Source organism: Pseudoalteromonas luteoviolacea H33-S (genome assembly GCF_001625695.1).
In the GTDB taxonomy this organism is placed as follows: domain Bacteria; phylum Pseudomonadota; class Gammaproteobacteria; order Enterobacterales; family Alteromonadaceae; genus Pseudoalteromonas; species Pseudoalteromonas luteoviolacea_B.
Genome location: NZ_AUXY01000070.1, coordinates 145,530 through 164,848, shown reverse-complemented (window position 1 = coordinate 164,848; position 19,319 = coordinate 145,530). Strand labels below are relative to the sequence as shown.

General features: G+C 41.4%; 16 protein-coding genes. 7 read left to right on the top strand and 9 right to left on the bottom strand.

Translation table 11 applies throughout. The features are described from left to right. Positions 1 to 123: 123 nt before the first annotated feature. The gene (gene ftsH, locus N477_RS11300; protein WP_063360651.1) at positions 124 to 2,061 is read right to left on the bottom strand and encodes an ATP-dependent zinc metalloprotease FtsH; all 1,938 of its coding nucleotides are present in this window, start codon (positions 2,059 to 2,061) and stop codon (positions 124 to 126) included. Positions 2,062 to 2,128: 67 nt separating this feature from the next. Next, positions 2,129 to 2,758 (bottom strand): 23S rRNA (uridine(2552)-2'-O)-methyltransferase RlmE, encoded by a 630-nt coding sequence (gene rlmE / locus N477_RS11295; protein ID WP_063360652.1) that lies wholly within the window; start codon positions 2,756 to 2,758, stop codon positions 2,129 to 2,131. Positions 2,759 to 2,842: 84 nt separating this feature from the next. On the opposite strand from rlmE, the gene yhbY reads away from it, so the two are divergent. Continuing rightward, complete coding sequence (gene yhbY, locus N477_RS11290; protein WP_063360653.1) at positions 2,843 to 3,139, top strand: ribosome assembly RNA-binding protein YhbY; 297 nt, start codon at positions 2,843 to 2,845, stop codon at positions 3,137 to 3,139. Between the two features lie 18 nt (positions 3,140 to 3,157). Here yhbY and N477_RS11285 read toward each other — a convergent pair whose 3' ends face one another. Continuing rightward, a complete protein-coding gene (locus N477_RS11285) occupies positions 3,158 to 4,312 on the bottom strand; it encodes a serine hydrolase domain-containing protein (protein WP_081216352.1) in 1,155 nt (384 codons plus the stop codon). A 224-nt stretch (positions 4,313 to 4,536) separates the two neighbouring features. Between N477_RS11285 and N477_RS11280 the strand changes: the two genes are divergently transcribed. The 4 genes from N477_RS11280 (at position 4,537) to N477_RS11265 (ending at position 9,155) form a co-directional block, all read left to right on the top strand. After that, complete coding sequence (locus tag N477_RS11280; RefSeq protein WP_063360654.1) at positions 4,537 to 5,340, top strand: hypothetical protein; 804 nt, start codon at positions 4,537 to 4,539, stop codon at positions 5,338 to 5,340. A gap of 142 nt (positions 5,341 to 5,482) precedes the next feature. Next, the gene (locus N477_RS11275) at positions 5,483 to 6,190 is read left to right on the top strand and encodes a response regulator transcription factor (RefSeq protein WP_063360655.1); all 708 of its coding nucleotides are present in this window, start codon (positions 5,483 to 5,485) and stop codon (positions 6,188 to 6,190) included. A gap of 103 nt (positions 6,191 to 6,293) precedes the next feature. Continuing rightward, the gene (locus N477_RS11270) at positions 6,294 to 7,607 is read left to right on the top strand and encodes a sensor histidine kinase (protein ID WP_063360656.1); all 1,314 of its coding nucleotides are present in this window, start codon (positions 6,294 to 6,296) and stop codon (positions 7,605 to 7,607) included. Between the two features lie 201 nt (positions 7,608 to 7,808). Continuing rightward, a complete protein-coding gene (locus N477_RS11265) occupies positions 7,809 to 9,155 on the top strand; it encodes a sodium-dependent transporter (protein WP_063360657.1) in 1,347 nt (448 codons plus the stop codon). A 46-nt stretch (positions 9,156 to 9,201) separates the two neighbouring features. Here N477_RS11265 and N477_RS11260 read toward each other — a convergent pair whose 3' ends face one another. Beyond that, a complete protein-coding gene (locus N477_RS11260) occupies positions 9,202 to 9,657 on the bottom strand; it encodes a GNAT family N-acetyltransferase (protein WP_231098054.1) in 456 nt (151 codons plus the stop codon). An 11-nt stretch (positions 9,658 to 9,668) separates the two neighbouring features. Further along, positions 9,669 to 10,412 carry a sporulation protein gene (locus tag N477_RS11255; protein ID WP_063360658.1) on the bottom strand — a complete coding sequence of 248 codons (744 nt, stop codon included), beginning with the start codon at positions 10,410 to 10,412 and terminating at the stop codon, positions 9,669 to 9,671. A gap of 193 nt (positions 10,413 to 10,605) precedes the next feature. Here N477_RS11255 and N477_RS11250 point away from each other — a divergent pair, with 193 nt between their 5' ends. After that, on the top strand, positions 10,606 to 12,174 hold the full coding sequence (locus N477_RS11250; protein WP_063360659.1) for a cation:proton antiporter family protein: 1,569 nt from the start codon (positions 10,606 to 10,608) through the stop codon (positions 12,172 to 12,174). A 289-nt stretch (positions 12,175 to 12,463) separates the two neighbouring features. Beyond that, entirely contained in the window at positions 12,464 to 12,748 is a 285-nt protein-coding gene (locus tag N477_RS11245; protein ID WP_063360660.1) for a hypothetical protein, read from the top strand. A gap of 75 nt (positions 12,749 to 12,823) precedes the next feature. Here the strand turns inward: N477_RS11245 and N477_RS11240 are convergent, their stop codons facing one another. From N477_RS11240 to N477_RS11225, 4 genes are all read right to left on the bottom strand, one after another. Next, on the bottom strand, positions 12,824 to 13,798 hold the full coding sequence (locus N477_RS11240; RefSeq protein WP_063360661.1) for a sterol desaturase family protein: 975 nt from the start codon (positions 13,796 to 13,798) through the stop codon (positions 12,824 to 12,826). A gap of 83 nt (positions 13,799 to 13,881) precedes the next feature. Next, positions 13,882 to 16,101 carry a TonB-dependent receptor family protein gene (locus N477_RS11235; protein ID WP_063360662.1) on the bottom strand — a complete coding sequence of 740 codons (2,220 nt, stop codon included), beginning with the start codon at positions 16,099 to 16,101 and terminating at the stop codon, positions 13,882 to 13,884. Then, positions 16,094 to 17,410: an imelysin family protein gene (locus N477_RS11230; RefSeq protein WP_063360663.1), complete on the bottom strand. Its 1,317-nt coding sequence runs from the start codon at positions 17,408 to 17,410 to the stop codon at positions 16,094 to 16,096. The genes N477_RS11235 and N477_RS11230 overlap by 8 nt, the downstream gene beginning before the upstream one ends. Positions 17,411 to 17,497: 87 nt before the next feature. Beyond that, complete coding sequence (locus N477_RS11225) at positions 17,498 to 19,306, bottom strand: DUF4856 domain-containing protein (RefSeq protein ID WP_063360664.1); 1,809 nt, start codon at positions 19,304 to 19,306, stop codon at positions 17,498 to 17,500. Positions 19,307 to 19,319 lie beyond the last annotated feature (13 nt).

Sequence of the window (19,319 nt, the reverse complement as noted above, 5' to 3'; positions counted from 1 at the left end):
TTGATTAGATTCACTAAAATATAAAGTTAGCTAGAAATAAGCAGGTGTAAAGTAAATAAAAGATACAAAAAGGCCCCGAGATAGCTCGAGGCCTAAATTCTTACAGCGCTATTTTACCTTTTATTAAGGCTTATCATCAAGCTCTGTATTCGATTGAGGTGGAATTTGTGAGCTAGGCTCTTCAACTTGAGTTGCTGAAGTACCACCATTTACACCACTATCTTGATCTGGTTTACGATCGTGTGCATCTCTTGGTGGACGCACTTCTTTGCGCTCCATCAAATCATCAATCTGCCCTGCGTCAATCGTTTCATACTTCATCAACGCATCTTTCATTGCATGAAGTATGTCCATATTGTCTTTCAGGATTTGCTCGGCTCTATCATAGTTGTTAGTAACAAACTTCTTGATTTCAACATCGATTAGCTTCGCGGTCTCATCAGATACACCAGCTAATCTTGAGCTACCACCACCCATGTACATTTCACCTTGCTCTTCCATGTACATTTGTGGACCTAGGACAGGGCTAAGACCCCATTGTGTTACCATCTTACGTGCGATATCGGTCGCACGTTCAATGTCATTGCTTGCGCCAGTTGTTACCTTATCATCGCCATAGATAATCGCTTCTGCAATTCGACCACCATACAAGCTAGATAACATAGACTCTAAGTGCTCCTTAGAATGGCTAACACGATCTTGCTCAGGTAAATACATAGTCACACCAAGTGCACGGCCACGCGGTATGATAGACACTTTATAAACCGGATCATGCTCAGGAACCAAACGTCCAACAATTGCGTGCCCAGCTTCATGATATGCCGTCATCTCTTTTTCTTTTTCAGACATGACCATAGACTTGCGCTCTGCACCCATCATGATCTTATCTTTCGCAGCATCAAACTCAGCCATGCTGACTTTACGCTTGTTACCACGAGCAGCAAATAACGCGGCTTCATTAACCAAGTTAGCTAAATCGGCACCAGAAAAACCAGGCGTACCACGAGCGATCAATGACGCTTCAACATTCGAGTCAAGCGGCACTTTACGCATATGAACATTTAAAATCTGCTCTCGGCCTCTCACATCTGGAAGTCCTACAACAACTTGACGGTCAAAACGTCCAGGTCTCAATAGAGCTGGGTCTAAAACGTCAGGTCTGTTTGTCGCGGCAATCACAATGATACCTTCATTACCTTCAAAACCATCCATCTCAACGAGCATTTGGTTTAGTGTTTGCTCACGTTCGTCGTGGCCACCACCCATCCCTGCACCACGCTTACGACCAACAGCGTCGATTTCGTCGATGAAGATAATACACGGCGCTGCTTTTTTAGCTTGTTCAAACATATCTCGAACACGCGACGCACCAACACCAACAAACATCTCTACAAAGTCTGAACCGGAGATTGTGAAGAAAGGTACTTTTGCTTCACCAGCAACAGCCTTAGCAAGTAGTGTTTTACCTGTACCAGGAGGACCGACCATTAATACCCCTTTAGGGATATTACCGCCAAGCTTTTGGAACTTTGACGGATCACGCAAAAAGTCAACAAGCTCTGTTACGTCTTCTTTTGCTTCATCACATCCTGCTACATCAGCAAACGTCGTTTTGACTTGATCTTCACTCATCAAACGAGCTTTACTCTTACCAAACGACATGGCGCCTTTACCGCCACCGCCTTGCATCTGACGCATGAAGAAAATCCATACACCAATCAACAGCAACATTGGGAACCATGAGATGAACACATTCGCCAAGAACGACTGCTCTTCTGGTGCAACGCCTTTCACGTTGACATCATTTTTTAGCAAATCATTAATTAGGTCTTCATCATATAATGGCATGATCGTTTGAAAACGCTCGCCATTACTTTTAATCCCTGAAATAGTGCCTGCTGTACGATCTATATTTGCTTCTCTAATCGCACCACTACGCACTTCTTTTACAAACTGAGTGTAACTTGTTTGACGATCAATTTGCTCGCCACCATTGAAACTCTGAAACACAGTCATAAGCACTACTGCAATGACCAGCCAGAGAATTAAGTTCTTCGCCATATCGCTCAAGGGGTTAACCTCTTGTATCCAATTTATTTAAAATCATCTTTAATGCACCTCAACTGTACTACAGTTTGTATCCTGTCGCCACTATATATACTTCACGTGACCTTGGTCGAGACGCTTTTGGTTTACGGATCTTTACAACTTTAAATGCATTACGTACTTCCTGAACAAATTGATCAAATCCTTCGCCTTGGAAAACTTTAACTGCAAAAGCACCATTTGACTTGAGTACTTGGTGACACATATCCAATGCTAATTCAACCAAATACATACTTCCAGCTTGGTCTATCACATTGTTTCCACTCATGTTTGGTGCCATGTCTGAAAAAACAACATCAATATTTTTCCCACCAATGCGGTCTAACAATGCCTCAAGTACACTTTCTTCTCGGAAGTCACCTTGTAAGAATGCGACGCCCGGTAACGAATCCATAGGGAGAATATCACATGCAATAACTTCTCCTTTATCACCAACCTGCTCGGCCAAATACTGCGACCAACTTCCCGGTGCAGCTCCCAAATCCACAACATGCATGCCTGGACGAATTAATTTATCTCGTTGTTGTATCTCTTCAAGCTTAAATACAGCCCGTGAGCGATAACCACGCTTTTGTGCTTCATGAACAAAAGGGTCATCTACATGCTCTTTTAACCAGCGCTTAGAGCTCGCTGAATGTTTTTTATTTGCCATATTCACTGTAACTCATTAGTAATCTTCTTTAGATGGCGTTAGAATAGCGAGAATTCAAGCCTTAATTTAGTAAATTGTACCAATATGACTTTATCAAATAAACAAAAGCAGCACCTTAAAGGGTTAGCTCACCCTCTTAAACCTGTCGTTCTACTCGGTGGTAACGGCTTAACAGAGGGTGTATTGTTAGAAATTGAACAATGTTTAGAAATCCATGAATTGATCAAAGTTAAAGTCCCTACTAATGACCGAGAAACCAAGCAACTTATTTTTGACGCTATTATTCGCGAAACTGGTGCGCATAAAGTGCAATCAATCGGCCACATTTTAGTACTTTATCGTCAAAGCGAAGAGAAGAAGATTATTCTTCCTCGTAACTAAACATCATTTACAGAGCCGCTAACGCGGCTCTCCTTCCCTCGCTACAGCTATTGCATCGCGGATAAAGTTGGTAGTCAATTGATTAATAACCCCACTCTCTGCGTTAAGTAATAAGCTAAACCCAATACCCAAATACGGGATCACAACCACATCAGTTCTGTAACCTTGCACCCAACCGCTATGATAATATAGAGTCTCACCTTCAAAATCATAAATTCGCCACCCTAATCCGTAATGCGCATGATCGACATATTTACGCCATACTCTGCGCTTTAATTCACGCTTTGTCCGCGTAAATGGACGAGATTGAATTGTCAGAGCATCCAGCGACAACACACTCGGATATGCACCAAGTTGTGCCTTCAACCAGGTGACCATATCTTCTGCACTCGCATTTACACCAGCTGCCGGTGCAACTTTATAATAATGCTTTTTCAGTCTAGCGGTATGCCAGTTCTTACGCCCTTTAACATGTGGTAATGCATAGTTATCATTGCTTGTCATATGTTCAAACCCAAGACCCGCATCTTTCATACCCAGCGGCTTAAACATAAACTCGTTCAACCAGGTTTCGTAACTCAACCCCGTCGCTTGTTCTATAACATTACCAACCAAACTAAACATAACATTTTGGTACCCATAACAAACCCCTGGTCGACAAAGGCTTTCAACTTTAAGCAATCTGGGGTAAATATCTTGATAAGACATTCGGGACTCAATCAGATTGTCATAGGCATTGGGTACTAGCCCGCTCGAATGACTTAATAAATGATAAACCCGCAATGTTGAATATTGGCTATCTAAGAAAATTGGTAGGTAATCAGCAACATACTTATCCAAATCCACACGATTTTCAGCTGCTAATTTAGCCGTTAATGACCCTGCAAATGTTTTTGATACCGATGCTAATCTAAAACGCGTTTTGCCATTAACCCTCTTTCCATTCTTAACTTTAGTTCGACCGTAACCTTTTGCTAAATCCCCAAACTCCAAATGGGTAATACTCAAAGCAGCACCTGGTACCGATTTTTCTTTTAGTTTTCGCTGTACTTGCTTAGAATAGTCGCTTACAAAATGCTCCCACGCTTTGGCTCTGTCTATCTCATTACTTTTTACAGGCTGAGATAAAACCATCAACATCAGGCATTTTGAAAATATAAATAGTGACTTCATAATGACTCAGTTCATTAACACGCGATGTTATGGTATCACGTAAGTTGCTGTCTCACGACATACATTAATTTAAAGCGCTAATCTTTTTGTAGAATAAAGTTAAATTATATAACTAGTTACAATCTTGAACATTTTTAGACTGTATCTGACCAATGATTACAAGATAGAATTTAGCACATTGACTTTACATGATAATAAAGAAAAGTAATTTGAGGTATTTAATAATGCGAGTAATCATAGGCGCTATTGCTTTAACAGGGCTTACAGGTTGTATGCTTTCACAACCACTTGCACCAAAGTTAAGTACGCCTCCGAAGCCACTATTACAAAAATCTGTATTCCAAATAAGTTACAGTAGTGAACTTGAGTCTGCCCGTATTAAATCTGTTCAATTACCCGCCCATGCAGTCAAGAAGCTTGACTCTGTGTATATAGATACGAGTAAAGTCACAATCACAGATGAGCTTCACAGCGCACTTGTGGATATTCTGAGTGAAAAGGGCCTAATTGTTGATGACCATCAAAACACAGATTATCGCTTGATCATTCAGCAAATCGACCTTGCTTATGGCAAAGATAAAATTTATGTATTTAACAAACCCACCTTTGACCATCCATATATCGCGAAAATATCGCAGACTATGCCAACAAAGCAGTGCAGCAATATCACTGCTTCTCTAAGCATGCGATTGACACATAACCAATCATCGGATGTTGTTTGGTTTGCAAAATCTTCTGTAGATAGCGCAGGGTACCAAGGCATACCTATGCAGTATACGTTTACCGAAACGCAGCGTATCACTAATGAGCAAAAGGTTATTGAGTTTATTAAAGAACAAAATACGGATGAAGCGAGACAGCAACGATATCAATCAGCTGTTGAGATTCCAAAATACATCGTTGAACCAACACAAACACCTCTTATCAAGGTTGCAGGGGCATGTGAACAAGAAGAAGTACGCGCACTCACCCCAAAAATGCTGTTAAAGTTAACAAATGGCCTAGTTGATAAGTTAAACGTGCAATAATCAACAAACTCATACACTTCATTACATTTATTGAGCCAATAATAAATATAATTGGCGCAATAAAAATAAATGTTAGTATGGTTTTATCAAAAAAAATTGCCTCATTTACATGGGCATTTATATGATTTAAAGGAGCTTGTTTATGGAGCAATACGGGACTATTTTACTAGTAGAAGATGATGAGTCACTGGCACAGTGGGTTGCAGATTATTTAAATAATCAAGGCTACGATACAAAGTGCTGTCATCGAGGTGATGAAGTTGTCGCCATGGTAAAGCAACTCAACCCGGACTTAGTGCTACTCGACATCATGCTACCCGGTCAAGATGGAATAAGTGTATGCAGAGAGCTAAGACAATTTTACAACAAGCCTATCATCATGCTGACCGCAAAAGATGAAGAGATGGATGAAGTCATTGGTCTAGAGGTAGGGGCAAGTGACTACGTTATAAAGCCAGTAAGGCCAAGAGCGCTCCTAGCAAGAATAAAAGCCAATGCCCGAGCTGCGCAAGATTCAAGTGATAAAGAACAGAAAAATAGCGCGCTTTTAGCGGTAGGTAATCTCAAAATTGACACCCAGTCGCGAAAGGTAATGGTGTCTGAACAAGAAGTTGTTATTTCTAGTGCAGAATACTTATTGCTTCATTTTTTGGCCACCAATGCCGGGGAAGTCGTCTCAAGAGATGCGGTATTTAAAGCGACCAAAGGTCGTGAGTATGACGGCTTGGATCGCAGCGTAGATGTCCTAATTTCCGCGTTGCGTAAAAAGTTTGATGATGACCCACAAAACCCTGAAAAAATTAAAACCATCTGGGGTAAAGGGTATCTATTGGTACCGTCGGCTTGGTAAGTAATATTATGTAGCTTAGTGTCATAACTAGGCTACTACAACACTTGATTACTTTATATCTCTGTCTTAGGCAGCTCTACGTTACTCTCATTGAGGTTTAATAATGAGAAAGCTATACCTTTCTTTACTCACTGGTGTGATCATCTCTATTATTCTTTTGGGATGGCTAATTGATACGTTTAGTGAGCAAGCTACACCAAACGAAGACAACTTTTTTTGGCAAGCTAAACTACTTGTGGGTATCGCAAATCAAGCTGGGAATACCCCCATTTTGGCGCGTACAGACTTTATTAAACAAGCTGGTGAAGACTTTGATCTTAAGATTGAATATCACTCCGGAGCCTCTCTTGCTCTGCCATCTGAGCTTACTGAGCAAATGCATCAACCTCAAGGTCTGCTGATAGATTCTGACGAAGGATACTTTTACTTACTTAAGTCCACACCCGCTATCAAGCCCGATTACATAGAGCTACAATTAGAAAAGCCACCAGAAGGCAACAGCTATGATGTGTTACTTACTTTAGCTTTCTATTCAGGGGTCTGTGCTTTTATGTGGTTTGTTTTGGCACCACTCGCAAAAAGATTATCAGTACTTACTCATGCGGCAAAGCAATTCGCAAGTGGTAATTTAGAGACAAGAATTGAAGTTAACCACTTTACTTATATTAAAGATGTTGAACTCACGTTTAACCGTATGGCGAATCAAATTGAAAAGCTGCTTGCCGAAAACAAACTCATGGCCTCTAGCCTGTCACATGATATAAGAACTCCAGTTGCTTGTTTAAGATTTGGATTTGATGCTGCACTAGAAGAAGATGATATTGATGAGATACATCATTTACTTGAGCGCATGGAAAAAGACTTAGATCAAATGGAAGATATGCTCTCCAGCTACCTTTCGTTTGCTACCTTGGAGCAAAAGTCGCACCTGTTAAAGTTTGAGCCCATTACGCTAAAGGGCTACATTTCTGATATTGTCGCCCAAATGCACCCTAAAATGTCGAAAAATGGACTCACCGCGAATATCTCAGTTCAACCAGACCTTATCATGGAAGCCGATCTCCACTGGCTCGCTCGTGCTATTTCAAACCTGCTAAGCAATGCCTGTGATTTTGCTCAAATGCAGCTATTTATCAGCGCAAAGTTACATGATCACGAAATCGAAGTTACCGTAGAAGACGATGGACCGGGTATTGAACCGGAGAACTGGAGTAAAGTTTTTAACCCGTTTTTTCAGGAGCAAGGGCACAGAAACAGAGCTGGTAAAAGCTATGGGTTAGGCCTTGCTATAGTTTCTAAAGTTGTCGACTGGCATCACGGTCAAGCCTCTGTAAGCCGCTCTGAACTGCTAGGGGGCGCTAAATTTACATTAACTTTGCCTTGTAAAGCTGTTTCTCAAACTGTACAGAGTGACTGACATCCAATACCAAGCAAGCTAAAATAACTAATAAAAAACAGTCGGTTGAGTGATTACTTAATGAAAAATTATGGATACTGATCTCCACGCTGTTTTTTCCACCAAAAACTTGTGCTAGATCAGTGCAGATAAACCTTTTTATTTCGCCTCAATTACAGTAGATTGTTGCGGCCGTCTTCAAAAAAAGAGAAATATAAAAACATGAGCAGTATTCGAGGAGAGTTTAGTTCTCGGTTTGGATTTATAATGGCTGCGGCAGGCTCTGCAGTAGGTCTAGGTAATATCTGGGGGTTTCCCACACAAACAGCAAGTAATGGTGGTGCTGCGTTTGTACTAGCCTATTTAGTGCTGGCTTTTTGTCTTGCTTATCCGGCTTTGATGGCTGAGTTAGTGATTGGACGCCATGGTCAAGCAAATGCAGTGACCTCCTTGCAAAAACTAGCAAACAACTCGGCACAAAAACGTTTTGCATTTATCGTTGGTTTCGGCGGTATTATTTGTTCTGGCTTAATTTTGAGCTTTTATGCGATTGTCGCAGGTTGGATGTTCAGTGCCACTTTGGAACCTATCGCCGTGATCAGTGGCAGCCAGTCGGCCACAACTTGGCTCGGTGAGCAGTCTCTGTCAAGAAACCTGATTTTTACAGCTGCATTTATTCTTCTTACTGTCGCCATCATTAGTAAAGGCGTTGAAAACGGCATCGAGAAGTGGTCAAAACGCCTTATGCCAGCGCTGCTGTTCATACTCTTTGCTCTGATTGCCTATGTCTTAACGCAAGACGGTGCAATGGAGGGCGTTAAGGCCTATTTGGTCCCGGATTTTGGCTCAATTTTAGACCCTAATTTATTGGTCAGTGCGCTTGGACAAGCATTTTTCTCATTGTCACTTGGTACCAGTGTGATGATCATTTATGGCTCTTACATCAGTAAACAAGAAAACTTAGTGTCTCTTGGCGCTTACGTTACGCTTATTGATGTATTTATTGCATTTGTTGCAGGTATGCTGATCATACCAGCCATGTACGTTGCACAGGCACAAGGTGTCGAAATATTCTCGCAAACAGGCGAGTTGCTTTCTGAAGATACTCTTGTTTTTCAAGTGCTTCCTGCTTTGTTTGACAGTATGGGCGGCATCGGTATTTTTATTGGCTTTGCTTTCTTCGCACTGATGAGTATTGCTGCACTCACCAGCTCTATTTCAATGTTAGAAGCACCAGTTTCCTACGCTGTTGAAAAGTTTGCTTTAGCGCGAGTACATGCGACAAGATTAATTGGTGTGATTGTCAGTGTGGTAAGCGTCACGATTATACTTAACTTCAATAGCTTATTTGGCTTTGTAGTGCAGCTAACCACACAATTTGCCCAACCATTAATTGGCATGTTGTGCTGTGTCTTTGCAGGTTGGATTTGGCACAGAGGCAAACTGCTTAATGCCATCAAAGAAGGCAATGAGTCTGTGGAAAATAGCTTCTTTTGGAAGATTTGGCCTTGGTATATTAAATTTGTCTGTCCGCTGGCCATCGCCTTAGTTTTCATTAATTCACTATAAAAAAAGGCGCATATGCGCCTTTTTTATTCATCATTACTGCAGTGAATTACTGAGCGTATTGCATATCAATGTGCTCAATCCCATCCTCTAAATAAGGTTCACCAATACTTCTAAACCCAAGTTTTTGATAAAACGCTTTTAAATAGGTCTGAGCAGAAATCTCAATCTGTTTACCTGGATGACGAGATTGACAAGACTCAATCGCCTTCTCCATCAATGTATATGCAATACCACCGCCTCTTGCTGTTGGTGAAATCAGTACGCGCCCAATTGCAGCTGTATCATTGCTTTTCACATAACAGCGAGCATAAGCTTTTACTTGTTCATCGTCAGACAACAAAATGTGCAGCGTTGAGGTAGCGCGATCTACTTCATCAATTTCAGGATAAGGACATTGTTGCTCAACTACAAAAATATCAACGCGTAATTTAAAGACTAGAAAGAGCTCATCATGGCTGAGCTCATAAAATGATTTGGTTTTAAACTCTGTCATTGGCGACATAGTGATCTACATTAAGCAAACAGTCGTTCCAACTGATCACAAATGCGCGACAAGTTGACTTGATCATGTTCAATCGTTAAATCTACATAACCATCACTTCGAAAAGCACGGTCCAGTTCAATTAATACATGCGTTTTGTGCGCTTCAGGTACAAATGACAATTCAACTTCTTGCAAGCCAAACACAGAGCGACTATTTGGACGGTATTCAATCTCTTGGTAACAGCCAGAAATGGATTGGAAGCTCGATGCACGTAAATAGCCTTTTTCAACATCAGCTTTGACTAATTGAAAACCCAGCTTATCCATGGCACTCAATACCGCTTTAACAGCTTCATTGGGGTAAACATGCAAAGCATCTTTATCAGATGGATCAAGTGCAAGGTCTATGTCTAAACCCGTTTCGAGCCATACATGGCAATGGTTATAAGGGGCATTAATTTGCGTAATTGGTGTTTCTGAGTGTAAACGTGCTTCAAAAGGGATCACCTTTTGTTCACCTGGAGAAATCGTGAACTCTTCAGGAATACGCCATTTTTCAATGACATGGTTTGTAAAGTACTCGCCATCATCATTCTCAACTTTTACTTTGGTCATTAAAGCGAGCTCTAAACCTGAAATTTCTTGCTCTACATCACCGCCCATCACGATAATTTGAGCTTGAAACTTCTGGCCTGGGTGTAAATGTTCCGTTTCTAATACAGTATCTACTTTTGCTGCACCTACTCCGACAGATGCTAAGAGTTTTTTAAACATCATTACTCCTCTCGAGGATGTTCCGTTAAAGCATCTTAAACACATTTATTACAGCTTGTCAGTGAAAATCTGCCTATTTTTGATAAATATAGCTTTGTTTGAACACAACATGCACCATACTTTCGTCCAGAATAGATTTATAAACTAGCTCGATTTGATAGAATCGATGCACCAAACACTACCAGCGTAACTTATGGAACTACTTTATTTTGCAATTGCTTTCGCGTGTGGTTTTTCAATTTATCAATTAAAGCTACCACCTTTGATAGGATTCTTAATGGCTGGGTTTATTCTCAACCTGATGGGACAACAAACAACACCTCTGCTCTCTCAATTGGCTGACCTAGGTGTCACAATACTGTTATTCAGTATCGGATTAAAATTGCGAGTGAAAAACTTGGTAAAGCCGCAAGTTTGGGCCCCCGCAACGTTGCATATTGTTTTAAGTAGTGCTTTTTTTGCCTCTCTGTTACTGCTTTTATGTGTCTTCAATTTACCCCTATTCAACGAACTCGACTGGCAAAGTGCTTTATTGGTCGGCTTTGCATTTAGTTTCTCCAGTACTGTTTTTGCTGTAAAGGTGCTGGAAGAACGTGGTGAAATGGCCAGTTTGCACGGAAAAATTGCCATTGGAATCCTCGTTATGCAGGACATTTTTGCCGTGGTTTTTTTAGCGATCAGTACCGGGAAAATGCCAAACATTTGGGCACTAGGTTTAATCGCTGGTTTATTTGTATTTAGAAAAGTAATGTTCTGGGTACTTAGTCGCTCAAAACATGGCGAACTACTTCCTCTATTTGGCTTTTTCTTCGCGCTGGTCGTTGGCTACCATGCCTTTGAGTTTGCAGGCTTAAAAGGCGATCTAGGCGCATTGATCATCGGCATGATATTCGCGCCTCATAAAAAAGCCAGTGAGCTTGCTAAATCTTTACTGAACCTTAAAAACGTGTTGCTTGTCGGATTTTTCTTAAATATCGGTTTAAACGCCAGTATTTCTTTAAACGCGTTCCTCATTGGCTTGCTGCTCGTATTGGTATTGCCTATAAAAGTCATGCTCTACTACGTATTGACAAATATGTTCAGACTGCGCGCTCGTACTTCACTGCTCAGCGCCTTTACACTCTCAAATTACAGTGAATTTGGCCTTATCGTCTGCGCAGTAGCTGCAAGCTCTGGGTTGATTGCACCTGATTGGCTTGCTGTTGTCGCCATCGCAGTGTCAATCACGTTTATTCTGGCCTCACCATTGAATAAACGTGCTAACGAAATATACGTTAAGTTTGAACATATACTACAAAAATTTGAAAGCCCGAAGCGCCTAGAAGAAGAGCTCCCCGTTAATCTGACCGACACACGGATCGTCATCTTTGGTATGGGCAGAATTGGTACTGGTGCGTATGAAACGATCCACTGCTCCCACCCAAACTCGGTTGCAGGGATAGACATCAAACCGGAAGTCGTCGACAAACATATTAAGCGAGGACGTAGAGTGTTGCTTGCTGACGCAACCGATCCAGACTTTTGGCAACGTGTAAATCATTCTAGTGTCGAAATGGTTATGCTGGCCATGCCAAAGCACATGCAAAATATTTACGCATTAGAGCAGCTTCAAGCGTCAGGATATACGGGACAAGTAACAGCTATTGCCAACTATCCGGACCAACAAAAGGAACTGGAAGACATGGGCGTACATTCAACTTATAACTTCTATCTTGAAGCTGGTAGTGGTTTCGCAGAGCACGTAAAAGAAAAATTATTCTAAATCCACTAAATAGTTCTTAGAACCTTTAAAAGGTACTAAGAACTATTTTTATTTCCCTGTCATATAGTTACATCTAGACGTCCAAAATCTTCCTCGTTTTTTAACGCTTTTTGTAATAGTGCGATTTACAAAACTTTACATCGAAGTTAGTAATTAGACATCGAAACAGAGTACACTGGCTGTGTCAGTTAGAGAGCGCATCTCTAATTTTTTGTACTTAAATCTGATACTTAGTATCCTCTTTTGGGAACACTCGAGGGTCCTAGCAAAAATATTTATGAGGGTTTGCATGAGCAAGAATAAGTTAAATTCGCACTATCCAGCAGCAGTTGACGACGTCAATGCAGGCCCGTTTGCCGATATACAAAAACGCTTAGATGATATCCAAGATTCGGGTATGACAGCGCTGGCAATTCGTAATATTTTATTTCAGAAAATGTTGGATTTACATGCTGTACCTGACGACCATTTTTTACGTAGTGAGTCGACGCCAGAACGTTTAGATGACCCAAGCTTGATTGCTAAGCTCAATGACCTTGGGTTTTATCGCGCTTCTTCACGTGTGATGCACTAAAAACCGATTTTTGGAGAGCCTACTCTCTCCTCAAATAGGCTGGCCATGCCCGTCGCCAGCCTACCTTCTTTCCTACTAATTATCTTGTTTTTTCCTAATAAGTACATTTGGTATCAGCGCTTTAGCTGCACCAATCACAGGTTTATAGTAAATTGCCCACAAAGAATCATGACCTGCGTCATATTTACCAACACCAATAGAGATACCTTTCGCCTCTGAAGCGCGTATCAAGCTGCCCGCCATCCGGTCCCATATAGCCAATGCAGAGCCGATATTGGTATCAAAATGCTTAGGGTTATCACTGTGATGAATTTGATGCTGTGCAGGACTTATCACCCAACCTTCCAGTTTATCACCCCAACTAAACCAAATATGAGAGTGACGCAGATTCGAGCCACAAATGTTAAACACAAAAACAAACACATTTGCACCTAGAATATCAAACATGCTCAGCGCTGAGCCAAAAAAGAAATAGCCAAGCCCCACCACAATCCCCTGCGTAAGTGCCATGCGACAGGCATAAAAGTAACTCTCTATCGGATGAGAACGATAAATAGTAAATGGGGTAAGCACCTTAGCCGAATGGTGCACTTTGTGAATTTCCCACAAGCAAGGGATTTTATGTAATGCCAAATGAAGTAAATAGCGCGTCAAATCATCAATAAGAAATAGCATCAATGTAAACACACCAACCACAATAAACGGAGGCCACTGCAAATGGAGGGACGGGCCAAATAATGCCTCAAGCGCATCTGAAATACCAATGGCTACTGGCACCATAGTTAATACGATAGGCGTGAAGGTCAGCGCCTTAATGATGCGATTAATAACAAACAGTCCATAATCTTGCTTAGCACTATCGTGCAGCCACACAGACCGAGGGAACAAAAAGTGCCAAAACCCTTTAACAGAGCGTGACTGGTTAGTTGCATAGTAAACGAAAGACGCCATCACTACAGCCGATGCTAAGTACAACCAAAAAATACGCTTATTAGCATCAACTAAATATTCTGGCAAGGTAGATATACTTTGCCAAATCGTCTCTATCATTAAATTTACTCACTCCAATTTTATTCAAAAAAGGCCACATAATGCGGCCTTAATAGTATGAAAACTGTTTACAGCAATATCAATTAAAACTGATATTTGTACCCTACTGTAAGCTGTCTAGGCTTACCTGGGCGCGCACCATATGGTCTGCGGCTCACAATTTTATCTTCATCAAGTAGGTTGTCTACTTTCAAGTATACTTGACCATAGCTATCAAAGTCGTAGCTTGCTGATAAGTCAACGGTTGTCGAAGACGGTACTTCTTGACCTTCTAGATAAAGCGTAAACTCTTGTGTCCCCTCAGTCCAACTTCGACCCGCAGCTTCTGGCATAGAGCCTATGTACTTAACCGCCAAAGAGGTACGCCATTTCTCTGCGCTCAAGCCAATATTAAAGCTCACCTGATGCTCAGGTAAATATGGCAATGGATCACCATTTCTTACTTCACCCCATTGGGCAAAGGATGTTCGGCGATCATTTTTAAATTCACCTTTGGTATAGGTGTACACCAAGCTGTAAGGTATATCCAATTGTAAGTTTAGAGGGTAGCGCTGAGAAAACTGTGCTTCGAGACCGTACACGTGAGCAGCGCCACCATTAAACTCAGCATCTTGTTGCGTGCTATCACCACAGTTAGACTGACCACAGCTTTCTTTCAAATTGCTATAGTCATTGAAAAAGCTCACCACTTCAAACTCAGTTACGCCATCATTAAAACGGCCACCAAATTCATAGTTTGTGCTTTTTTCAATTTCAATTTCTGACGATTGCGCTGGCGATGCAGGTGAAAAACCACGGTGAATACCAAACAATAAACCAGCATCTTCACTCAGTTGATAGAAACCACTCAAACCTGGCAGCCAGATCCGAGTTGTTTTATCAAGCCAGTCATTTGCATTGTTATTATTTTGGTAGTGCATATCCATAAGTTCACCACGCACACCCACACCTAAAGTTAAAGCATCAAACTTCACTTTGTCTTCAACATACACAGACAAGGCTTCTGTATGTTCAGTGTTAAGTGTTGTAAAGCGCTTACTGTTTTCAACTAAGGTTGAAACGCCAGATTTCATCTCATAGCTTTCTTCAAAGTGCTTACGCTCAATTTCATCTTCGTGGAGTCTCACACCGAACGATAGCTCATGATCAAAGTCAAGCAGTCTGAATGTAAAGTCACCATCAATTTGCAGGCCTTGAGAGTAGTATTCTCTATCGTTTGTGCCCATGGTTAAAAAGTTTGCTGCACCAGGTACAACTGAATCTTGTTCACCCTTTAGGATCTCAAACAAACGGAGGTTGTCTTCTGCTTCTGGGTTTAACAAAATTTCCTGAGGTGATTTACCTTCAATGCTATTCAACTTCAGCCATGCGCGTTCGTAATCATTACGATATAAGCGTGTTGTTAAGCTGAGGTTATCACTGCTCATGCTATGCGTAAACATCACTTGTTGATGCTCAGTATCCATTTTAGCAGGCGCTGTTGCAGCGTAACGGCGGTAAGGGTTTTCTGCAAAATCAGCTTCTGTTAACCCCAGATAGGTCTCATCAGAGATTTCGTCTGCATAACTTAATTTCAGACCGAAATTATGTTCAAAATCGCCTTGCTGTAATCTGTAGTTAAACTTAGCTAAGAAATCGTTTTTATCAAAGCCTGTATCACCGCCACCGTCAAGCTCTTTAAAGCCATCAGCCTGCACGTTTACAGCTTCAAATAAAAAGCCAACATTGTTTACTACTGAGCCAAAATAACCGTGTGCTTTAGTATAGCCATCACCGCCTGCTGCAATATCAATTGCACCTTCAGTAAATTCAGGCACTGAGCGCGTCACGAGATTAAGTGCACCTGCAATGGTTTGCGGACCATGCTTGATTGCAGCCGGGCCTTTGAAGACCTCAACCGCTGTCATGCGCGTTGTTTGTGGGAAATAATAAGCAGCTGGCGCAGAGTAAGGTGCAGGGCCAATTAAAACGCCATCTTCCATAATCGTAATTTTTTTACTACGCTCTGGCGTCACACCACGAAAACCAATATTGGGACGAAGGCCATACCCATCTTCTTCACGAATATTCACACCAGGTACAGACGAAAGTACACGATGTATATCATCGTACTCGTACTCACCTAATTGCTCTTCTGTAAGTAATGTCGCAGAGCCAGCCTCTGTTCTTAGCTTGTCATAATGGCTAATAATTTGGATATGTTCGATATCGTCTTTCGCGGCTTCATCAGCGAAAGCACTGGGTAATGCAACAGCAACCGCCACTGCAAGCAATGATTTATTCATACGCGTGTACTTAGTCATTATCACCTGCCGATGTTTGAGGAAGTTCTAAAGCTAACTTGTTGATGAAGTCATTTTTGAGTTCATCAGTCACATCTTTGACCTTATCATGTACGTTTGTTACAGAGGCCGTATTGTTTTCAACAGCATCTTGCAAAGACCCATCAATAGCCAATAAAGCCGCTTCTGCTTCATCTAACCCTGTCAACATACGCTGTTTGACATCAGAGCCTTGCTCAGCATCTAGGAAATCATCGAAGCCCAAAGTGTTATCAGCGTTACTGCCATCACCGGTAAAAATCTGTCTAAATGCGCGGATATTAGCAAGTAAGTTTTCTTTTGAATGCTCAGAGATGTCAGACTCAACATCTTGTGGACAAATATTAGAACCACAACTATTCGTAAACAAACCTAAAGGTTCACCCAGTTTTTGATCTTTCAGCTCTTTAGTCATGTAAAACAAGGCTTTTGAAATTTCATTCAATGCGGTATGAGCGGAATCAAATTGCGAACCCGAGCTACCAGCATTAATCAACTGACTTGCAAAGCCATTATCGCCTTGCCAACGAGATAAGATTTCGGCACTGTTATCAACAATGTCGCCCGCAACCGTGTTTGCAAACTCACAACGCGCAACTTTTCTCTCATTGATGGTTTTTCCATTCCACGGCGCAAGTGCTGCGTTGACAGTCGTACAATTGTGATCGTAATTGGTATTAAAGAGCGCATGCTCAATAGCAATGAGCCCCTTGCGATCAGTTGTACGGTTCTTAATGTTGTAAGGGTTATTAGCGTTACCATTAATAACACCATCATCATGGTAAACGATGTCCAAATCGATGCTACACAGTGCACCGCCAGCTGGCCATGAATAGATATTGCCTTTCAACTCTTTGCTATTGGTTATAATAGGACCAACTTGCATCATCTCAACATATTGCCAACTTGCCATCGTTGCACGCCAGCTATCCTTCGCTTTTTCATGTAAATCAGCCGATTCTGCAGTTTGCGCTTTTTCTGCCACACAGTATTCACCTATTTGCGTTTTCTGTGCTTTTGCAAATTCATCAAATTGAATCAGAGCAGGTGTGAGGACATTATTAACCAAATTAGACACTAACGCAGCTTCATCGAAAGTGGTTGGTTGTGTAGGTGTTGTTGGTGACGTCGGCGTCGTTGGTGTCGTTGGTGTCGTTGGCGTCGTAGGCCCATTTGAGCCATTAGCGCCAGCAAATTCCGAACCAGCAGTGCTCGAACTACTCTCACCACAGCCACTTAAAAGCAATGTAACAGCAATAGCCACCGCACTTAAAGGGGATAAGACTCTCATTATGTCTCTCTTAATTGATACCTATAAATACAACAAAAGGTTAGCTACGTACGCAACTAACCTTTCTATTATTATTGAACTAAATGATTACCACTCAGCAACATTTTGTGCATCAAAACCATAAGCTTCAGCGATAATAGCACGTGCTTTTTCTAGGTCTTCGATGTAACCAGGTACGTCAGCTTCTGCAAGCTTAGGCGCATCACCCATTAACGTATGAATTTCAGCAAATTGTGTTGCCGTTACTGGTGAATGTGGATTGAATTGGAAGTTCAATGCGAAACCTTTCATCTCACCCCAATATTTTGCAAGCTTTTCGAAATTACCGGCATCAAAATCACCAGATGCAATCAGTGTCAGGTTGCCACCTTCTTTTGCAATCGTGTAGTTGATGTAATGAATTACAGTTGCAGCAATTGATTTTTCCCAGTTAAGAAGCGCTAGGTCACGATACATTTCAATCTTCTCTTGGTCTTCAGGAGACCAATCTGCAACATTCTTTTCAAAGTTGTCGGTAATTAACTTACGACCTTGGATAAATGCAAGCTGTGCAGCACCAGAGAAATCAGTTGGGTTAGCGTTGCCCGCAGAGCCTTTATCACGCTTAGATGCATTTGTAGAGTTACCGAAGTTGTACTCAGTCAGAAGATCAATAGTACCATTCTCATTTGTGTCGTGAGAAGCAGAATCTGAAATCTGCACATCACTGTACTCTAAATAGTGAGTTGCAGCACCGAAATAACCATAACCTTCATCAAACTTGTGCTCAAGCTCAGTGTAAGTCTTACCCTCAGCAAGTTTTGTATTGTCTGCAGACTTTTCACCAATTAATAGCTCATCAAGATAGTCATCTGCACCTTGAGAAAGCGCAACAGCACCATTTAAGTGCTTTTGAATTAGTTGCACAAGGTCTAAACCTTCTGGCGTGATATACAATGAGCTTAAATTGATTGTTTTGCCATTGTGTGTTGCTGATAGTTGCTCACCATTTGCAAAGCTTTCAATTTGTGCATCGATTAAATCTAAATAATGAAGCACTAGGCCTTCAGGTGTTGACACTTGTTTCCCAAAATCAGTCCAGCCTACTAGTGAGCCAGATTCTTCCCACTTTTTATTCATGTAAGTTGTGTCACGTCCAGCGATCTTGCCTTTTTCGCCTAACACTTTCTTCACAGATGAAATTTTACCTAGGTTCGTTTGCTCAGCCGTATCAGGTAGGAAAGTTAATTCATCGTCTAAAAATGCAACGTCAGTTTCTTGAGGGTTAAGTAGAACGCGAACTTTCGTTACAATATCTCTTAATTCTTGTGCATCACTGATCCCGTCAGTACCCGTTTTAAGCGTACCTAGTAGCTTTTTAACTTCTAAAATGGTTGCTTGACGAGAAACCTGACCTGAGTACGCAACAGAAGAGTCACCCGCAGTATTTTTAAACTCATATACGTTCACACCTGCAACAGCTTCGATATCTGAGATAGATACTGTGATTTCTTGCTCAACTTTCTCATCAGCAGAATCTGTTGCTGACACAGTTAGCGTCACTTTTTGTTCAGCTTCTTGTTCAAAGTTTAGTGTATTAGCCGCTTTTAATTTCAGCTTACCTTCAACAATTTCAAAACGACCATCGCTAACAGTATAAGTTAAAGCACTCGCTTCATCGCTATCATCTTCAAATACAACGCCCGTAACTTCAGCACCTAATGTATCTTCAACAATTGATGCGTTTTCAGCAGTAATCGTTGGTGCTTTATTTGAAGGAGTAGTTGGGGTAGTTGGAGTTGTAGGTGTATCTGGAGTAGTTACTGTGTTGTTATCGCTACTAGAGCCACCACAACCTGTTAAACCAACTGTTGCTGCTAAAATTGCAGTTGCAAGCAGAGACTTTCTTAATGCCATTAGACGTCTTCCT